The organism is Streptomyces sp. NPDC020489, from assembly GCF_044386545.1.
Classification (GTDB): Bacteria; Actinomycetota; Actinomycetes; order Streptomycetales; family Streptomycetaceae; genus Streptomyces.
This window is the reverse complement of the sequence record NZ_JBIRUZ010000005.1, coordinates 37,068-55,035: the sequence shown is the minus strand read 5'-3', so window position 1 is coordinate 55,035 and position 17,968 is coordinate 37,068. Positions and strand designations below refer to the sequence as shown.

Genomic DNA, 17,968 nt, shown 5'->3' with positions numbered 1-17,968 from the left:
TCGGCCAGGCACATGAGCAGAGCCGGCGACGTCACTCCATTGACTCCAGAATGCGGTCGAGCGTCCGGCGCCCCATTCTGCTCATCGTCGGATTGCTCTCGGCGTAGTACCAGAGGACACCCATCGCCTGCTCGAACGCCCATGCCTTGCCGCGCTCCCACTCCAGATCGTCACAGGCCAGTGCCCGCCGGAGCACTTCTCGTGGACCTGACTGCAACAGGTGCCAGGCACTGACCAGATCCAGCGAGGGGTCGGCCGGGCCGAAGCCACCGGTGTCGAGTACGCCGCTGAGCCGGTCTCCCGCGACCAGTACATTGCCGGGAATCAAGTCACCATGGCTCATCACGTCGGCACCCGTGCGCGGCAACTCCCGCAAGCGGCTCCACACCTGACGGAGCCGGGGCACGTCGAGCAGACCCTCACTCTCCTCGAAGCACTGCGCCATCCACGAGTCGTGGTCGGTGAGAACGCCGCCACGGTTTTCGCCGCTGAAACGCCGCCCCCGCGTCTCGGCGTCCCGCAGGTCGGCGATGAAGGCCGCGAGGTCCCTGGCGAAAGCGTCCGACCCACTCGGATCGGCATCAAACGCGACGGTTCCCGGCAGCCATGTCTGGACCGACCACGGCATGGGGTAACCCGCGCCGGGCTTTCCCAGGGCGACGGGTTGCGGGGCGGGGAACCGCGACACCTGCGCCAGCTCCGCGCTCGCCCGGGCTTCCTGCTCCAGAACAGCCAGCGCCTCGGCGGCGTCGACCAGACGCAGGGGGAAACGCGCGGAGAGGTCGTTCCCGATGCGGAAGATGGCGTGGACCGTCCCCGTCGACGACAGGGGCCGGATCGGCTTGCCGCTCCACTGAGGGAACTGCTCCTGGATCAAGGCCGCGACGATGTCGGTGGTCAGGTCCACCTGGTCGTCGTGCATCGTCATTCGCGCGGGCCTTCCACTAGTCCATTTCGAACAGTCCATCTCGAAACGCCGGAAGCAGGCCGGACCGCTGAGACGACAGCCAGTATTCATGCGCCAGCGGCCGGATCAACCGAGATTTTCGCCCACGCAGGTGTGCCGACCGTTCTGGTCGCCCCCGGTCCCTCCTCGTCATCGACAGAGTCACCGGCCCGCCGAAGGTGCAGCGGTCGACGACAGCAGCCGCCACAGGGACCGTGGCCCAGGTGCCCTCGTGGTGGGCACGCCACCAGACGAGCGGGATGGCGTAGGCGTAGACCGCCCGGCCAGTCGGACGCCACCTCCCTGCGGTGGACGGCATCCGACTGGCTGACCGCTGTGCCCAGCTACGCGCTCCGGGCCAGCAGACTGGCGTCGATGACCTCAGCGATCAGGCCGGCGCCGCGGCTGTTCTGGTGGATGTGGTCGGTCGTGAGCACGAGACGTCGCCGCCGCGAGATCGTGTCGAGGCTGCGGCGCAGCACCGCGTGCTGGAGGAGGACGCCGGCGACGGCTGCGGGCGTCACCTCCCGGTAGGTGATCGGCGGCGGGTCCGCGTGACGCAGTTCGTCGATCTGGCGTTCGTGGAGCGGCAGGTAGGCCACCTCGTTGGTGGCGGCGACCTCGGCGATCATCCGGCTGTACGCGTGCGATGCCTGTGCGGCTGCTCCGTCGAGTTGTTGGCCGAGTACCGGTATCGACAGCAGACCGACCGTCGCGTCCGTCTCCGCTCGCAGCCGGGCGACGACGGCTGCCAGGCACTGTTGGAACCAGTCGGCTGAAGGGCGATGGGGGAGCTGTTTCCGCTTCATGGCCTGCTCGACGGGGTAGCCGGCAAGGCTCGCTCGGGCGTCGTTGGTCCCGATCAGCACGGTGATCACATCGGGTGGGTTCGTGACGACGGCGTCGAGGCGCTGCAAGAGGTTGTAGGCGAAGTCGCCGTTGACGCCGAATCGGGCCGGCTGCACGTCGCCGGGAGGGTGGCGTCGTCCGAGACGATCCAGGTAGTCGACGCTGAACTGCGCGCGGGTGAGGCTGTCACCGAGGCACGCGATGCGTGTCGTCACGACGCTTCCTCCGGGCTGGGCGTGCCGACGCGCCCGGTCGGGAGAGTGTCGGTCCGAGGACGGTGGTCGGTGCCGAGGGTCGCGGTGATGGCCAGGATGGACGTGGGCCCCTCCATGTCGACCACGTGCCACACCCCGGCCGGGTTGATGGTGGCCTCGCCCGCCCCGAGCAGAACCTGCTCGGGCACCCCGTCGACGACGCGGGTCACCGTCACGGATCCGCTGAGGCAGACGACCAGTTCGTCGCCTGCGGGGTGGCTCTCCCAGTGGTCGCCGGGCCCGTCACCGTCGAAGATCATCACCATCCGGCCCTCGGCGCCGTCTGCCTCGACCGCGGCGCTGTAGGCCTGGAGCACCTCCGGGTCCCAGGCGAAGCCCTCGACGGGTTTCGCTCTCGATCCCAGTCCGAGGTGCACGGGGGTGGTGCGCAGGTCCATGGCATGGCGTTCGTGGTTGACGAGTCTCATGCCGGTGATCGTCCACGACGGCGACCGGGCGGTCTTGAAGAAAAGGGAAGGGAAATCGACGCGGAGGGCAGCGGGTTGGCGGCTACCCGGCTCCGAGGAGGACTTCGCCGCGACGCCAGACCGTCGGCGATCGGCCCGTGAACTCGCGCCAGTCCCGCACGAGATGGGCCTGGTCGGCATAGCCGGAGACGCTGGCCACATCGCCCCACGGGAGCGGGTCCTGCGCCGTCGCCAGTTCGTGCGCGTGCTCGAAGCGCAGGACTCGGGCAAAGGTCTTCGGCGACAGGCCCACCTCACCGCGAAACCGGTCGGTGAGGTACCGACGGCTCCAACCCAGTTCCGCGGCGACCGCACCAACCTGGACGCAACCCCGCGCGGCGACGAGACGGCGCCACGCCTCGGCCACCTCGGGACGCACCCCCCGCACAGGGTCGCCGCAGGCGCCACGACCGACAGCTCGCAGGAGCAGTGCGTCCAGCGCCGTGAACCGCGCCGCCCATGTGGTCGCCGATCGGAGCCGGTCGACCAACTCGACGCCCAGCGCTCCGAGGAGCTCGTCAAGTGGGACGAGTTGGTGGGCGAGTTCGGAGGCGGGCATGCCGTAGATGGCCCGGGCCCCGAGCGGTGTCAGCGGTACCTGAACACCCAGCTGACGTCCGTCATGGTGAATCGCCACGGACCGGCACATCAGACCGCCGGCCAGGCTGTCGAACCGGGTGACCGGTGACCCGTCGTCAACACCCGCCGCCACCTCCAGAGGTTCCGACAGGCTGATCACCGCCGTGAGCGCGCGACTCGGCGGGCCGCAGTGCACCCCGGTCGGGAGCCCGCGAAGGTCGAAGCCGACATACGAGTCGACGTACTGCCGCAGGACGGGCGCCGGACGTGCGCCGATCTCCGTGGCCGTATGGTCCTTCATTTTCGTCAGTGTACGAGCCGGCCGGTCCAGGAAGATCAGCATCCCAGGACCGATGACCGCGGTGCGGGCGCGCATCCAGCTCGGCGGGCCCATCGTGCTCGTCCGGGACACCGCATGCCGCCATCTCGCAGCCGGGATGCGGGAGTTCATCGCTGCGAACGCGGCGGGGGTCGCGCACACCGCGTCCGGCGAGCGCCGCCCGTGTGGGCCTTGGCGCCCACCGGGCGAAGCGTCTGATCTCGGGGCTGCGATCGGGGCTGGGGCCGTGCCGCCGGCTCAGGCGTCGATGATGACGGGGATGATGAGGGGCTTGCGGCGGTGGGTGCGGAAGGCCCAGTTCGCTACGGCGCGGGCGAGGAGCTGTTCCAGTTGGCGGGCGTCCCCGACGCCTTCCTGGGCCGCGGTGGCCAGGGTCTTCTCGATGACCGGGATGACCGGTTCGAAGGTGGTGTCGTCGTGGACGAAGCCGCGGGCGAGGAAGTCGGGGGCCTCGGCGAGGGCGCCGGTGTCCGCGTCGACGATCGCCACCACCGTGACGACGCCTTCCTCCGCGAGGGTGAGGCGGTCCTTGAGGGAGGCCTCGGTGGCGCCGCCGACTTCCATGCCGTCCACGTAGACGTTGCCGGCGGGCACCTTGCCGGTGATGGACGCGCGCCCGTCGATGAGGTCGACGACGACGCCGTCCTCGGCGATGACGACCCGGTCGGGGTCGACACCGGTACGGATGGCCAGGTCGGCGTTGGCCCGCAGGTGGCGCCATTCGCCGTGCACGGGCATGACGTTGCGGGGCTTGACGATGTTGTAGCAGTACACGAGTTCGCCGGCGCTGGCATGCCCGGAGACGTGCACCTTGGCGTTGCCCTTGTGGACGACGTGGGCGCCCCACCGGGTGAGTCCGTTGATCACCCGGTAGATGGCGTTCTCGTTGCCGGGGATGAGGGAGCTGGCGAGCAGGACGGTGTCGCCCTTGCCGATGCGGATCATGTGGTCGCGGTTGGCCATCCGTGACAGCGCGGCCATCGGTTCGCCCTGGGAGCCGGTGCACACCAGCGTGATCTTGTGGTCGGGGAGCTTCTCCAGCTCCTTGGTGTTGACGACCAGACCGGAGGGGACCTTCAGATAGCCCAGGTCACGTGCGATGCCCATGTTGCGGACCATCGACCGGCCGACGAAGGCGACCTTGCGGCCGTGCTGGTGCGCGGCGTCCAGGACCTGCTGGATGCGGTGCACGTGGCTTGCGAAGCTGGAGACGATGACCCGCCGCGGCGCGGTACGCATCACCTGCTCGATCGCCGGGTTCAGCTCACGCTCGGAGGTGGTGAAACCGGGCACCTCGGCATTGGTGGAGTCGGTGAGGAACAGGTCCACACCCTCCTCGCCGAGCCGGGCGAAGGCGCGCAGATCGGTGATGCGGTCGTCGAGGGGGAACTGGTCCATCTTGAAGTCGCCGGTGTGCAGCACCATGCCGGCCCGGGTGCGGATCGCGACCGCCAGGCTGTCCGGGATGGAGTGGTTGACCGCCACGAACTCGCAGTCGAAGGGGCCGAAGGTACGCCGGTCGCTCTCGCGTACCCGCACAGTGCGGGGCCGGATGCCGTGTTCCTTGAGCTTGGCCTCCAGGAACGCGAGCGTCAGCTTGGAGCCGACGACGGGAATGTCGCGCCGTTCGCGCAGCAGGTACGGCACGCCGCCGATGTGGTCCTCGTGGCCGTGGGTGAGGACGATGCCCACAATGTCGTCCAGCCGGTCCCGGATCGAGGTGAAGTCCGGCAGGATCACGTCCACGCCGGGCTGGGTCTCCTCGGGGAACAGCACGCCGCAGTCGACGATGAGGAGCTTGCCGGCGTGCTCGAAGACGGTCATGTTGCGGCCGATCTCACCCAGGCCGCCCAGGGCGATGACGCGCAGCCCTCCTTCGGCAAGGGGCGGGGCGGCTTTCAATTCGGGGTGCGGATGACTCATACCCCAGACGGTACCCGGAGTGCGGAACGAGATGATCCATTGGCTGTGTGATCTCTCCGCTCGCTGGGCAAGACCGCCGTCACCTGCGTCCGCACCTGGGCCGAGGAAGCCGTGACGCCTACGGCGGGATCCGATCAGCCGCTGGATCTCGACGGCCTCTTCATGCGGCAGGTCGCCGCCGACCACGAGCGCGCGCCCGGCAGCGAATGCGCAGCGCGGCGGCCCAGCCCTGTGGCCGCGGGAGGTGCCGGAGGGCAGGGCGAGCTGCCTTCGAGCCGCCTCACGACGTTCCCTCGCGCAGGGCGTCGGACACGGACTGTATGACGCCCCCGCGGTGCGCCAGCTCGGCATCGAGCCGCGCGTGGAGGTCTCCGTCGACAGCTTCCAGCTGCTGCCCCTGATGGTCGCAGGCACTCGGCGAATCGCTCTGGTGCAGGCCCGCCTCGCCCACTTGATGGCGCCGCTCGCCGCCGTACGAGGCCGTTCCCCTGGGGGAGGCACTGTGGTGGCACCCGGTGCACACCCACGACGCCGCCCATATCTGGCTGCGCGAGACGGCCACGCGGGCCGATCGCCGCGTCAACGACGGGAGCCTGACCGCCATGCGGATCGTTGCCGAACGGCCCGCGCGCCATTCACTCCGAGGCAGTTGACCGGGAGGGCTCGAGTGCCGCCGTCCCCCGCACCCGTAGTGCCAGTGGAGCCGCTGCTCCCGCCACGATGAACAGGGTGCCCAGCACCAGCCACCCCGCTCGCGGGTGGTCGCCGAGGCAGAGTGCCGCTATCAGTGCCGGAGCCACCGCGGTCGCGGCGCCGCGGCCCAGGGAGAAGAAGCCCTGGTACTGGCCGTGCTTGCCGTCCGGGGCGAGGGAGAAGCTCAACCCGAACGAGCCTGCTGACAGCCACAGTTCGCCGAAGGTGAGGGCGGCCGCGAACAGCAGCAGGAGGACCGTGGCCGACCAGCCGCCCAGGCCGCCGGTGAACGCCACCAGCACGCACGCGATGAACAGGGCCATCCCCGAGTTGCGGCACATCCGGGCGGCCCGGCCGTCGTCCTCGGCACCGCGGCTGAACCGTATCTGGAGACAGATCACCAGCACCGTGTTGACGGCGACGATGCCCGACACCAGGACAGGGGGAGCCTCGGTGTGCTGGAGCACCCACAGCGGCACCGCGAACGACAGCACCTGCGCCTGGAGAGACAGCACACCGCAGATCAGGGTGACGGCGGCGTACCGGCGGTCGCGCAGGACCTGCCAGCCGGAGCCCGTGCGTTCGGACGTCCCGGCCGGTCGGGTCTGGTCCGTCCGCAGCCACCACAGCGGCACCGCCGCCCCGGGGTAGGTCAGCGCCGTGCACCACAGCAGGGCCATGTACCCGGCCTCGGTGTCGGCCTGGATGACCAGCGCCGAGGCCGCCGCACCGACCGTGATGCCGATGTTGGTGACCACGCGCAGATAGGCACGCAGCCGCACGCGCTCGGCGCCCTCTCCGACCGTGGCGACCAGCGCGCCGCGGGCCGCGGTGCTCCCCTGTTCGGCCAGCAGGAAGACCAGGATGAGCGTCAGGAACGCCGGGAAGGTGCGGGCGAGGGCCAAGGCCGCCATGGTGGCGAACTGCACGCCGAGCAGGACGGTGTACGTCCGCCGGGGGCCGAACCGGTCCGCCAGCGTGCCCAGCGGCACGGCACCGGCCAGCGCCGCGATCCCGGCGACGGTGAGGCCGGAGGCCACCTGGTGCACGGGCAGTCCGACGACCCGGGTGAAGAACAGGGTGCTGGTGGTCAGGTAGAGGCCGCTGCCGATCGTCTTGACCAGCCAGGACACGGCGAGCAGCCGGGGTGCGCCGGGGGCGGGGAGCGCGGCGTCGAGGGCGGCACGGGCCCGGGCCGGTCGGTCTTTGCGCGCGGTGGTCATGCCGCGGGCTCCGTCATCGTGTGCAGCGCCGTGATGAACGCCTCGGCGGCCGTCTCGTCCGGAGCGGCGAAGTAGGCCTCCAGGTGCCCGGGGCTCGCGCACTCCTCGGGTGTCAGCACCTCCAGCACACCGGGTACGGCGAGCACGCGCTCCCGCAGGCCGGGCAGGGCGGGCAGCCGGGTGCGGCCGACCGTTTCGGGACGCGGTGCGTGGTCGGGCCGGCCGGGCCGTTCGCCGGTGGTGACGCGGACGAACTCCTCCCACAGGTCGACCCCGAAGGCGTGCCACCACATCCGGGAGATTCCCATGCCGCCCGGCCGGACGGCCACTTCGCCGATGACCGGGCCCGCCTCGGTACGGAACACCTCCAAGTGGGTGACCCCGGCCGACAGGCCGAGCGCGGCGACCACGCGCTGGTGCAGTTCGAGAACCTCGCGGGAGAACGGGTCCGTCTGGTCGGCCACGTACCCGCTGTTCAGGCTCGGCGAGGTGTGCAGCGGCGGGAGGAAGTAGCGGGAGACGGCCGCGCGGACCACCTCTGCGTCGTGGACGACGCCGTCGCAGTGGTACTCGTGGGTGAACCGCACCAGGCGCTCCACCTGGACCGGCAGCCGCTTCTCCGCGAGGTCGGCGAACTCGCCGCCGCTGTGCCGCGCGGCGAACTCCTCGGGGGAGTCGACGCGGTAGGTGCTCTTGGAGCCGGCTCCGAACACCGGCTTGATCATGACGGGCCAACCGACCCGCTGAGCGGCGCGGGGTACGTCGTCGACCGTGGCGGCCTGGGCGTAGTCCGTCACCGGGAGACCGGCGGCGCGCAGCGTGTCCTTCATGGCCCGCTTGTGGGCGCCCGCCAGGGACTGGTCGAATCCCGGCCCTGGCACCCCGAGCAGCATGCGGACCAGGCCGGCGGCGGGCACGCTCTTCTCCGTGGCCGCGACGACATGCTCGACGGGACCGTGCGCGGCCAGTTCGTAGGCTGCCTGCTCCACCTGCGTCAGGTCGGCGAAGCTGTCGACGTACGCCACCTCATGGCCCCGGTACAGGTCCGCGTAGGCCTTGCGGGTGATGACGCGGACCGTCACGTCGGGGCGGCGGGCCAGTGCCTGGAGGACCTCGGGCTTGTCCGAGTTGAGCAGGAGTACCTGCCGGGTCACTTCTTCTCCGTGGGGTGCGGGGCCGTGGGCCGGGGGCTGTGGGTCGGGGATCCGTGGTCGCGCGGGGCGTCGGTCAGAGGGCCGTGGGTGGTGGGGCGGTGTGGTGGTGGGTGACGGTGGCGGCGGCCTCGTCGACGACCACCCAGGCGGGGGAGGGGCCCCGGTCCGGGGCGCAAGCCGTGACGGAGCCGACGTTGACGACGTAGCGGCCGTCCGCCGCGAGCGGGAAGGGCTCCCCGAACCGGACGGGCAGCCGCTCCACCCGCACCGGACGGCCGGGGCCCTCCGGCCAGAGCCGGTGCAGTGCGCTGCGGTGGTGGTGGCCGTGCACCAGTGCCCGGCCGGGGAAGTCCGCGTCCGCCGGGCACCACAGCCCCGGCTCCGTCTCGCGCCAGGGCAGCGGATGGCCGTGGCAGTACAGGGCGAAGTCGGTGCGGTGTGCCAGCGGGGCGTCGAGCAGGGCGCGGGTCCAGTCGGGCAGCTCGGGGTCGGGCACCAGGGTGCGGATCCGCTCCTCCTGGTTGCCGCGCACCAGCTCGACCCCGTCCAGGAGGGCGGCGAGTTCGGGGTCCGCGTCGAACACGTCCGCGAGCCGGCCGCCGTACTCGTACCCGGCGGCCTCCCGCTTCCCGATCCGGCACTCGAAGACGTCACCGAGGCAGACGACCCGGTCCACCCCTTGCTCGCGGATCCCCTTCAGGACGGCCCGCAGCCGGGCGGTGTCCCCGTGGATGTCGGTCACGACGGCATGGCGCACCGTTCTCACTCACCCGTTTCGATCAGGATCCGGTCCGTCAGGTCCTCGCAGATCCGCGCGGCGTCGGCCGCGTCCGTGCCGTCGGCGATGACGTACCCGGCCCGGTCCTGGGAGCTGCGCACCGGGCGGATCCGGTCGCCGACCTTGACGTCGAGGTGGATCTCGGCGGTGGTGCCGTCGGTGTCGGGCAGGACGATGTTGCGGACCGTGCCGGGCGGGGGAGCGAGGAAGCGGATGGCCGCTCCCCGGCGGGCGGTGGGCGGGTCGGCGGGTGGCTCCAGCAGGCCGAGCGGGCAGCCCACGGTGAGGCCGACGACGTCCAACCCGTAGGCCCGGCGCAGCAGTTCGCGGATCTTGTCGCCGCCGATGCGGTTGTGCGACTCGAGGATCCGCGGGCCCTTGCCGGTGACCTTCACCTCGGTGTGGGCGGGGCCCTCGACGAGGCCCACGGCGTCCAGGAAGTCCTGGACGAGGGCGCCGACCTCCGCCAGGACGGGGGCGGGCAGGGCACTGGGCTGGGTGTGCCCGGTCTCCACGAACGCGGGACCCACCCGTTTGTCCGTGACGGCGAGCACGGTGTGCTTGCCGTCGTAGGAGAAGCTCTCCACGCTGATCTCGGGTCCGTCGAGGTACTCCTCGGCGACCGGCCGGGTGCCGCCCGCGGCCTCGAAGGCCCGCCACACGTCCTCGGCGGCCTGCGGTCCATCCACCCGGAAGACGGCCTGGCTGCTGGTGCCGGCCGCGGGTTTGAGGATGACCGGCCCGCCCGTCGTGCGGCAGAACGCGGCGAGTTCGGCCGCGCTGCCCGGGGCGGCGGTGTGCACCGGGCCGACACCGCGGGCGTTGAGGAGCTCCCGCATGCGCCGCTTGTCCTGCAACAGGCCCACGGTGTGCAGCGAGTTGCCGGGCAGAGCGAGCCGCTCGGCGACCGCGGCGGTGGGCAGCAGGCCGCGCTCGGTGAGTGACAGCACCCGCCCGAAGGGGCGCGCGGCGTGCAGCGGCGCCAGGGCCGCGTGCAGCGCGTCGGTGTCCGCCAAGTCCACGGCGAGGACCGCGTCGGCCTCCGCGGCCACCGGCGGCGCCGGCTGCGCCGCGTCGTGAACGAAGACCGTCTCGACCCCCAGGGCGCGTGCCGTGCGCACCAGTTGGGGGGTGCCCGCGAGCACCGCGATACGCGGTGTCGCGGGCACCTGCTGCCCGAAGGTCATGCCACGGGCTCCGGCTGGTCCGCCACCGCCTCGGCCGCCTGCGGCGCCACCGCCTCCGGGTCGCCGAAGCGCTCCTTGAGGTACGCGATGATGTCGGCGTTCTCCCGCAGCTTGCCGGGGATGATCGTGGCGCCGTCCACCAGGGCCGGGATGAACTTGCTGCCCGTGGTGCGGATCAGCTCGTGCCGCTCCTCGCGGGGCTTGGGCACGTTGATGTTGATGTAGGACACCTGGAGCTTGGTGAGCAGCTCCCGCACCGGCTTGCAGTCCGGGCAGGTCTCACGCTGGAACAGGACGAGCATCAGCGGCTCTCCTCGTGGAAGGTACGGATGACTTCGCCTACGCCGGAGCCCGGCGTGAACGTGTGGCCCAGGTCGAGCAGGGCCATTTCCAGGGCGCCGAAGATGCCGCTCAGGTCGAGGGCGTCGGCCGCGCCCACGTGGCCGACCCGGATCAGCTTGCCCTTCAGGTGCGCCTGGCCGCCGGTCATCGTCAGGCCGTACGACGTGGACAGCGTCTTCAGCAGCTGGCCGGTGTCGATGCCTTCGGGTGCGAGGGCGGAGGTGATGACGTGGCTGCGTCGGTGCGGGGCCTGCACGAAGGTGCTGAACCCGAGCTTCAGCAGGCCGCGTTCGGCTGCTTTGCCCAGGACGGCGTGGCGCCTGCGGAAGGCCTCCAGGCCTTCCTCGTCCAGCATCTTCAGCGACTCGTGCAGCGCGAGCAGCAGGGACACCGCAGGTGACGAGGACGACATCGGGTAGAAGTGCCGCAGCCGTTCGAACGACCAGTAGTAGTTCGGCCCGTTCGACCGTTCCACGGCCGTCCAGGCCTTGGCGGACAGGGCGACGAAGGCGAGGCCGGGCGGCAGCATGAAGCCCTTGTGGGAGGCGGCGAGGACCACGTCCAGGCCCCAGGCGTCCATCTCCAGCGGGTGCACCAGCAGGCCGCTGATGGCGTCGACGACCACGACCACGTCGGTGTCGCGGAAGATCCGCCCGATCGCCTCGACGTCGTTGAGCGCACCGGTGGAGGTCTCGCTGTAGACGACGAACGCGCCCTTGATCTGCGGGTGTTCGCGGTATGCGGCGGCCACCCGTTCGGGGTCGGCGCTGGTGCCCCAGTCGCTCTCGACGACGTGCACGACGAGCCCGTAGGCCTTGCAGATCGCCTGGAAGCGTTCGCCGAAGTAGCCGTTGGAGACGACCAGGACCTCGTCGCCGGCGGAGAAGCAGTTGGCGACCGCGGCCTCCATCGCGCCGGTTCCGGAGGAGGCGATGGTGTACACCGGGGCGGTCGTGCCGAACAGTGGCGGCAGGCCGCCGCTGATCTCGTGGATCAGCTGCTCCATCTCGGTGGAGCGGTGGTGGATGATCTCGCGGGCCCCGGCCATCAGCAGACGCTGCGGCACTTCGGTGGGTCCGGGGGTGGCCAGCCGCAGCTTCATCGGCTGTTCTCCTCAACCTCGGTCGGGTGGGGGTGGGTGGTCGCCGGCCGGGGCGCGTCGACGAAGACGCGGCGGGTGGCGGGCTTCAGGTCGAAGTCGAAGAGCACCACGCGGTGGCTCGGCGACATGGCGAGGCGGCCGTCCCGGAAGGGGACGAGCAGACTGGTGCCGAGCAGCGAGGACTTCAGGTGCGAGAAGCCGTTGGGGTCGGCGGTGGTCAGCTCGTGCAGATAGCGGCTGCCGTCCGCGGGGGACTCCGGGGCGATCCGCTCCAGGGTCCGCAGCAGGTCCTGGACCGCGCCCGGCTCGTAGCGCATCACGGTGAGGCCGATGGTGCTGCCGTGTGCGAACACCCCGGCGAGCCCGTCGCCCGTGCCGTGTTCCTGGAGGGACGCGGCGATCTGGTCGGTGAGGTCGTAGTGGGAGTTGAGGCCGGTGCTCTCCACCGTCAGTTCGATCACCGGGCCACCTCGGCGGGCCCGGCGATCAGCGGCGGTGTGTTCTCGGCCGTCAGGTCGCCCGGACCGGTGAGCGTCCAGGCGGGTACCTGGGACAGGGCGTCGGTGATACGGGTGAGCTGTGCGGTGTGGGCGGCGCGGTTGTCGTCGAGGTAGTGGTGCCATCCGGCGTTGGAGCCGTCGAAGGCCGACTCCACGTTGGCGCGCAGCACCTCGGCGTGCTCCTGGCGGCTGCCGGTCAGCGGCTCGACGACGGTGTGCTCGCCGGGGCCGATCGAGGGGTGCAGGATCGCCGCGACGGGCACCCGCACCCCGACCGGGGCGCTCGGGAAGCGGTCCCGGAACGGCAGCGGGTCCACGGCGAACTTCCCCACGGGCGAGAACGCGTGGCCCTCGGCGGGCACGTAGTCGTCCCCGATGCCGGCGATCTCCTTCAGCCCCGGGTACTTGGCGACGGTGCCGTAGCCCAGGTGCGGGTAGTCGGGCCAGCCGGCCGCGACGACCGAGCCGTCCGGCAGCTCGTGCAGCACGGTCTTGTCGCCGCTGAGCACCTGGTAGCCGAAGTGCTCCACCAGTTCCAGCAGCACCGTGCTCTTGCCGGCCCCCTTCGCCCCGGTGACCAGCACGACCTCGCCGTCGCGGTAGGCGGCGGTGGCGTGCAGCACCGCGGCGCCGGTGTTCTCCTGGTGCTTCAGCACCAGGTCGCGCACGAGCTCGACGAGGTCCATGTGCCCGCCGGCGCCGAGTGTCACGTCGACGGTGCGGGCGGCGCGGTCGAAGACGAAGCGGCTGCCCGTCTTGGTGCACTCCAGGAACTCGCGTCCGTCGACGACGGCCCGCCGGGCCGGCACGGTGAAGAACTCGCTGGCGCTCTTGCGGAGGTAGATGTCCTCCGGCACGGTCCCGGCCGGGGGTGCGAGCCGCTCGGGGTCCGGGGCGTGGACGCGCAGGGTCGCCACCGGCTCGCGGTCGCTCTCGCCGGGCTTGGCCTCCTCGGCGATCAGATGCGTGGCGAGGAAGGCGAGCGCGTCGTCGATGTCGGCGCCGGACGCCACCTCCAGGTCGAGGTGGGTGCCGTGGAAGTCCAGCCGCAGGGCGGTGACGTCGGTCGGGCTGGTCACTGTGCGGCCTCCGCGAGTTCGCGTCCCAGGGACTCGTAGCGTTCCTGCTGTTCCAGCATCTGCGGCATGCGCTGCAGGTCGAAGATCTCCTTGAGCGGGGCGAGTTCGGGCTCCACGTTCACGGTGGTGCCATCCCTCATGATCTTGGTGAGGGTCTCCCGCATGGCTCGGATCGAGCTGCGCAGCGCCTGGTTGGCGTAGATCGCCATGGCGAATCCGCGCTGCTCCAGCTCCTCGACGGTGACCTGGTTGTAGGTGGTCGGTACGACGATCACCGGGAGGTCGCCGCGGTAGGCCTCGCGGAAGGCGAAGACCTCCTCGGGGTCCTTGCGCTTGGAGTGGATGAGCAGGGCGTCCGCCCCGGCCCGCTCGTAGACGTCGGCCCGGCGCAGCGCCTCGGCCATGCCCTGCCCGGAGATCAGCGCCTCCAGGCGGGCGACGACGACCATGTCGGTACGGGTCTCCGTGGCGGCGCGGATCTTGCCCGCGAAGTCGTCCAGCGGGGCGAGGTCCTGGTTGCCCTCGATGAAGCTGTTGAGCTTGGGGAACTGCTTGTCCTCGATGCACACGCCGGCCACGCCGCGCGCCTCATAGGAGCGCACCATGTGGATGACGTTGTTGACGTTCCCGAATCCGGAGTCGCAGTCCGCGAGGACGGGGAGGTCCACGGCGGAGGCGAGGCCCGCGGCCGAGTCGAGGCACTCGCCCATGCTGAGGATGTTGGCGTCGGGCACGCCGGCCGTGGCGGAGATCTCCAGTCCGCTGGACCAGATGACGTCGAAGCCGGCCTCTTCTGCGAGGCGCGCACTGAGCGGGCTGTGCGAGCCCATGGCGCGGGTGAGGGGCGGGGCGGTCAGCGCCGTGCGCAGCCTTTGTGCCGCACTCGGTGTGCGGTCGTGCTGGTCCTGCCGGGGCGGTCGGCTGTGGGTCATGCGTCCCCTCCGTTGGTGGTCGTGGCCGCTGCGGCCAGCTCTCGGCACACGTCCTCGACGGTGTCGTCGAGGACCTTGCGCGGCTGTGCCGCGCCGATCCGCCGCCCGACCTCCCACGGGTCGAGCCCGTGGCGGGCGCTGATCTTCTCGATGCGGTCCTGGAAGTAGAAGTGGTGATCGTTGATCCCGGCCGCGATCTCGGCCCGGCGCACGGTCATGGGGCGCGGCAGCACCCGCTCGGCCACGTACTCGGCGGCCTCGGCGACCAGGGGCAGATCGGCGTGGGTGTCGTACTTGGGCCACGCGGTGAGGAACGCGGCCGCCTGCTCGGTGGCGAGGTTCCCGGCACCGCGGGCCATGGCGCACAGCGAGGCGTCGAGCCAGCTCACGCCCGCGTCCAGGGCGGCGACCGCGTTGGCCGCGGCGAGACCCAGGTTGTTGTGGGCGTGGATGCCGAGCGGAGTCGGCAACCGCTCGGTCAGCAGCTCGAAGCGGCGGCGGACGTCGTCCGGGGTGAGCGCGCCGAAGGAGTCGGCGATGTAGAAGACGTCCGGCAGCTCCGACGCCACGACCGCGGCGACCTCGGCGAGCTGCTCCTGGGTGGTGTAGCTGACGGCCATCAGGTTGACGCCGACCTTGAGTCCGAGCGCCCGCACGGCGCGGACGTACTCCGGTACCCCGTCGATGTTCCACGGGTAGGCGGCGATGCGCACCATGGACACCGGGCTGTCCGGCAGGTCGTCCATGGCCCGTACCGGGCACACGGTGGGGACGACCATCACGGCCAGTTCGGCGTGCGAGACGGGCGGCAGCGCCGCGAGGTACTCGGGCGTGCAGTGCGCCGAGGGTCCCGCGGTCGCGCTGGCCCTGCTGCCGGAGCCGCCGCGGTAGCCGACCTCGATGACATCGACGCGGGCGGCGTCCAGGGTGCTCACGATGGTGCGCACGTCGGTGGGGGTGAACTGCCAGTCGTTCTGGTTCCCGCCGTCGCGCAGGGTGCAGTCGAGCAGGGTGGGTTTCACACGGCTCCTTCCAGATGTGCGGCGGGGGTGCCCAACTGGGTGCGGAAACGTTTCACCAGTTGTTGTGGGGTCTGCTGCACGCGCTTGCCGGCAGGGTGGCTGCGGGGCTTGCAGCGGACTCGCACCAGCGTGGGCGTGCCGGTCAGGTCCAGGGCGGCCAGCTGGTCGAGGTCGTCCACGGTGTGGGCGGCGGCGTAACCGGCCGCGAGGGCCATGGCCGCCGGGTCGCCGAGGGCGGCGGTGCGCTGCCCGCCGGTGCTCTCGTGGGCGCCGTTGTCGAGCACGACATGGACCAGGTTCGGCCGGTGCTCGGCGATCATCGGGAGGCAGCCCGGATTCATGGCGAACGAGCCGTCGCCGTCCAGCACCAGCACCCGGCGGTCCGGATGGGCCAGTGCGATACCGAGCCCGATCGGCGCGGCCATGCCCATCGAGCCCACCAGATAGAAGTGGTTCGGGCGATCGGCGATGTTGTACACGTCGCGCGTGATGTAGCCGCACGTGCTCACCGTCAGGGCGGTGGACTCGCGTTCCAGCAGTGCGCCCAGGGCGTCACGAATGTCCAGCAACGCTCAGATCCCTTCCCGGACGATCAGTACGGCGGTGCTCCGCCCGGAGTCGTACTGCTTGAGGAACGCCTCGACGGAGTCCTCGGGGCGCTCGTTGTCCAGCACGGTCCACGGAAGGCCGAAGACGTCGAGCAGCCGGGTCAGTTCGCGCCCGATGACGTCGTGCTCGACTGCGTCCGTGCCGTCATGCCCCCGCCAGCTGACGACGATCGGCAGATGGACGTCGTAGATGAGGTTGAACGAGGTAAGGACGTTGAGCGAGTAGCCGAGGCCGGAGTTCTGCATGAGAACCACGGGCTTGGCCCCTGCCACGGCGAGACCGGAAGCCACGCCCAACGCGCTGTCCTCACGCGGCGCGGGGATGTACGTCACCGGGCAGTCGGGCTCCTCGAGCAACCGGAAGAACCCCTTGAGAAGGGAACACGGTACACCGGTGAAGTGCGCATACCCGCGGGTTGCGAAGGCGTTGAGCAAAGCCTCGGCGACTTTATCCCGGGATCCTGCCGCCAATGAAGATTCAGGCAGCACGCATGACCTTTCTTTTACGGAGCACGCGGACGTGATAACGCCCGGCCGGGAGCGTCTTCCCTGCTCGCGGCGATGTGGATCATGCATGACCTGTCAGTGAACCCGCAATTACGTTCCAGAATTCGGACAGCGGAATTCTATGGAATTTAGTAGACATGTCGCATATTCAGCGACCTTATGAGGCACCATCGAAATCGGCCGCCACCGGGCTCTGATGGCCGAATATCGATGTTTGAACCGCGGCGTCGCGGCGCCGCAATCGCAAAGGTAGGACGCCGGTCGCGGCAGGCGTGGCCCGGCGCGAACGCGCTGTCGCCGAGGACGGCGCGGGTGAGATCGACGGACTCGACCTCACCCGCGCCGTCGTGAGAGGCAGGCGCGAGCCGGCCCGTCGCTCCAGCAGCGCGGTCTGAGGGAGGGCCTGACGGTCAGGCCCCCTCCCTCAGGGAAGGCCTGACCGTCACGCCGCCGTCAGGGAAGGCCTGTCGGTCAGGCCACCGTCATAGAACCTCGGCGAGACGGTCCACCTGGTGCGCGTCGAGGCCGTAGCAGTAGAGCATGACCTCGTCGGCGCCGAGGTCGGCGAAGCCGGTGATCGCGTCGCGGATCTCAGTCGGCGTGGTGAGCATTCCGGCCACCATCCGGTCGGCCATGCCGGTGAAGGTGTAGTACGCGTGCATGTTGGCCTGGGCGTCGTGGACCACGTGTTCCGGGCCGAGCGCGACGTTGACCTGCGCGACGATGCGCGGTTCGCCGTCGCGGTCGTACTCCTTCCAGAACCTGCGGGCGGTGTCGAACAGGCCGCCCGCCCAGGAGGGCGCCGCGGCGGCGAGGAAGCCGTCACCCCAGCGCGCGACGCGTTCGATCGCGGCCGGCTGGAACCCTCCGAAGAGCACCTCCGGGCCGCCGAGCCGGGCGGGCGCAGGACCGATCGGGCCGACGCCGTCACCGTACGGCTCGCCGGACCACAGGCGGCGCATCACCGCCATCTGCTCGTCGAGGCGTCGGCCTCGGGTGCGCTTGTCGATGCCCGTGACCTGGTGGTCGTCCTCCCGGCCGCCGATCCCGAGGCCGAGGACGAGGCGGCCACCGGTCATCCGGTCCAAGGTGGCGGCCTGCTTGGCGAGGAGGGCGGTGTCGCGCAGCGGGGCGAGCAGCACCTCGGTCTGGACGCGGATGCGGGAGGTGGCGCCCGCGAGGACGGCGAGCGCGACCAGGGGTTCGGGGTTGTGGTAGACGAGCCGGTCGAGCAGGCCGAGCGTGCTGAAGGGCCCGGCGTCGGCGCGCTGGGCCCAGGTGAGCAATGTGGCAGGGTCGCCAATGGGCAGACCGATACCGACGTTCATGAAGGAGACCTCCGAAGGGAAGGGTCGACAAAGACTCTGCCGCCCCTCCGGCACCTCAGTGAGGTGGGACGCTCCCGCCCTGCGGCGTGCTTCTGGGGAACGTCTCGTCGAAGTGATCTCACCCTAGGGCGCGTCGGTTTGGTGGGACAAGCCAA

At 70.7% G+C, this 17,968-nt stretch carries 18 protein-coding genes and 1 pseudogene; 1 reads left to right on the top strand and 18 read right to left on the bottom strand.

What is annotated here, in order from left to right:
- Positions 1–31: 31 nt before the first annotated feature.
- From ACH41F_RS14290 to ACH41F_RS14270, 5 genes are all read right to left on the bottom strand, one after another.
- On the bottom strand, positions 32–928 hold the full coding sequence (locus ACH41F_RS14290; protein ID WP_398835463.1) for an aminoglycoside phosphotransferase family protein: 897 nt from the start codon (positions 926–928) through the stop codon (positions 32–34).
- Positions 929–1,290: 362 nt separating this feature from the next.
- Entirely contained in the window at positions 1,291–2,010 is a 720-nt protein-coding gene (locus tag ACH41F_RS14285) for an SGNH/GDSL hydrolase family protein (RefSeq protein ID WP_398835461.1), read from the bottom strand.
- The gene (locus ACH41F_RS14280) at positions 2,007–2,477 is read right to left on the bottom strand and encodes a cupin domain-containing protein (RefSeq protein WP_398835459.1); all 471 of its coding nucleotides are present in this window, start codon (positions 2,475–2,477) and stop codon (positions 2,007–2,009) included. Before ACH41F_RS14280 ends, ACH41F_RS14285 begins: the two co-directional genes overlap by 4 nt.
- An 82-nt stretch (positions 2,478–2,559) precedes the next feature.
- The gene (locus tag ACH41F_RS14275) at positions 2,560–3,396 is read right to left on the bottom strand and encodes a helix-turn-helix domain-containing protein (protein WP_398836358.1); all 837 of its coding nucleotides are present in this window, start codon (positions 3,394–3,396) and stop codon (positions 2,560–2,562) included.
- 276 nt (positions 3,397–3,672) lie between these two features.
- Complete coding sequence (locus tag ACH41F_RS14270) at positions 3,673–5,358, bottom strand: RNase J family beta-CASP ribonuclease (protein WP_391231265.1); 1,686 nt, start codon at positions 5,356–5,358, stop codon at positions 3,673–3,675.
- A 319-nt stretch (positions 5,359–5,677) separates the two neighbouring features.
- Between ACH41F_RS14270 and ACH41F_RS14265 the strand changes: the two are divergent.
- A pseudogene (locus ACH41F_RS14265) lies at positions 5,678–6,011 on the top strand (LysR family transcriptional regulator); the annotation flags it as partial.
- On the opposite strand, the gene ACH41F_RS14260 reads toward ACH41F_RS14265, so the two are convergent.
- The 13 genes from ACH41F_RS14260 to ACH41F_RS14200 all read right to left on the bottom strand — a co-directional run bounded on the left by ACH41F_RS14260 (position 5,994) and on the right by ACH41F_RS14200 (position 17,813).
- On the bottom strand, positions 5,994–7,274 hold the full coding sequence (locus ACH41F_RS14260) for an MFS transporter (RefSeq protein WP_398835455.1): 1,281 nt from the start codon (positions 7,272–7,274) through the stop codon (positions 5,994–5,996). The pseudogene ACH41F_RS14265 and the gene ACH41F_RS14260 sit on opposite strands and share 18 nt — an antisense overlap.
- Positions 7,271–8,428 carry an ATP-grasp domain-containing protein gene (locus ACH41F_RS14255; protein WP_391231268.1) on the bottom strand — a complete coding sequence of 386 codons (1,158 nt, stop codon included), beginning with the start codon at positions 8,426–8,428 and terminating at the stop codon, positions 7,271–7,273. Before ACH41F_RS14255 ends, ACH41F_RS14260 begins: the two co-directional genes overlap by 4 nt.
- A gap of 73 nt (positions 8,429–8,501) precedes the next feature.
- Positions 8,502–9,170, bottom strand: coding sequence for a metallophosphoesterase family protein (locus ACH41F_RS14250; protein WP_391231269.1), 669 nt, complete (start codon positions 9,168–9,170; stop codon positions 8,502–8,504).
- Positions 9,171–9,190: 20 nt separating this feature from the next.
- Complete coding sequence (locus ACH41F_RS14245) at positions 9,191–10,393, bottom strand: ATP-grasp domain-containing protein (protein WP_391231270.1); 1,203 nt, start codon at positions 10,391–10,393, stop codon at positions 9,191–9,193.
- The gene (locus ACH41F_RS14240) at positions 10,390–10,695 is read right to left on the bottom strand and encodes a glutaredoxin domain-containing protein (RefSeq protein ID WP_391231271.1); all 306 of its coding nucleotides are present in this window, start codon (positions 10,693–10,695) and stop codon (positions 10,390–10,392) included. The genes ACH41F_RS14245 and ACH41F_RS14240 overlap by 4 nt, the downstream gene beginning before the upstream one ends.
- Positions 10,695–11,837 carry a pyridoxal-phosphate-dependent aminotransferase family protein gene (locus ACH41F_RS14235; protein ID WP_398835451.1) on the bottom strand — a complete coding sequence of 381 codons (1,143 nt, stop codon included), beginning with the start codon at positions 11,835–11,837 and terminating at the stop codon, positions 10,695–10,697. The genes ACH41F_RS14240 and ACH41F_RS14235 overlap by 1 nt, the downstream gene beginning before the upstream one ends.
- Positions 11,834–12,298, bottom strand: coding sequence for a YjbQ family protein (locus tag ACH41F_RS14230; RefSeq protein ID WP_391231274.1), 465 nt, complete (start codon positions 12,296–12,298; stop codon positions 11,834–11,836). Before ACH41F_RS14230 ends, ACH41F_RS14235 begins: the two co-directional genes overlap by 4 nt.
- A complete protein-coding gene (locus ACH41F_RS14225) occupies positions 12,295–13,416 on the bottom strand; it encodes a hypothetical protein (RefSeq protein WP_391231275.1) in 1,122 nt (373 codons plus the stop codon). The genes ACH41F_RS14230 and ACH41F_RS14225 overlap by 4 nt, the downstream gene beginning before the upstream one ends.
- Positions 13,413–14,348 carry an isocitrate lyase/phosphoenolpyruvate mutase family protein gene (locus tag ACH41F_RS14220; protein ID WP_391231276.1) on the bottom strand — a complete coding sequence of 312 codons (936 nt, stop codon included), beginning with the start codon at positions 14,346–14,348 and terminating at the stop codon, positions 13,413–13,415. The genes ACH41F_RS14225 and ACH41F_RS14220 overlap by 4 nt, the downstream gene beginning before the upstream one ends.
- Complete coding sequence (locus ACH41F_RS14215; RefSeq protein WP_398835448.1) at positions 14,345–15,370, bottom strand: hypothetical protein; 1,026 nt, start codon at positions 15,368–15,370, stop codon at positions 14,345–14,347. Before ACH41F_RS14215 ends, ACH41F_RS14220 begins: the two co-directional genes overlap by 4 nt.
- Positions 15,367–15,939, bottom strand: coding sequence for a thiamine pyrophosphate-dependent enzyme (locus ACH41F_RS14210; protein ID WP_391231278.1), 573 nt, complete (start codon positions 15,937–15,939; stop codon positions 15,367–15,369). The genes ACH41F_RS14215 and ACH41F_RS14210 overlap by 4 nt, the downstream gene beginning before the upstream one ends.
- A gap of 3 nt (positions 15,940–15,942) precedes the next feature.
- Positions 15,943–16,554 carry a thiamine pyrophosphate-binding protein gene (locus ACH41F_RS14205; protein WP_398835446.1) on the bottom strand — a complete coding sequence of 204 codons (612 nt, stop codon included), beginning with the start codon at positions 16,552–16,554 and terminating at the stop codon, positions 15,943–15,945.
- A 413-nt stretch (positions 16,555–16,967) separates the two neighbouring features.
- Positions 16,968–17,813: an LLM class flavin-dependent oxidoreductase gene (locus ACH41F_RS14200; protein WP_398835445.1), complete on the bottom strand. Its 846-nt coding sequence runs from the start codon at positions 17,811–17,813 to the stop codon at positions 16,968–16,970.
- Positions 17,814–17,968: the final 155 nt, after the last annotated feature.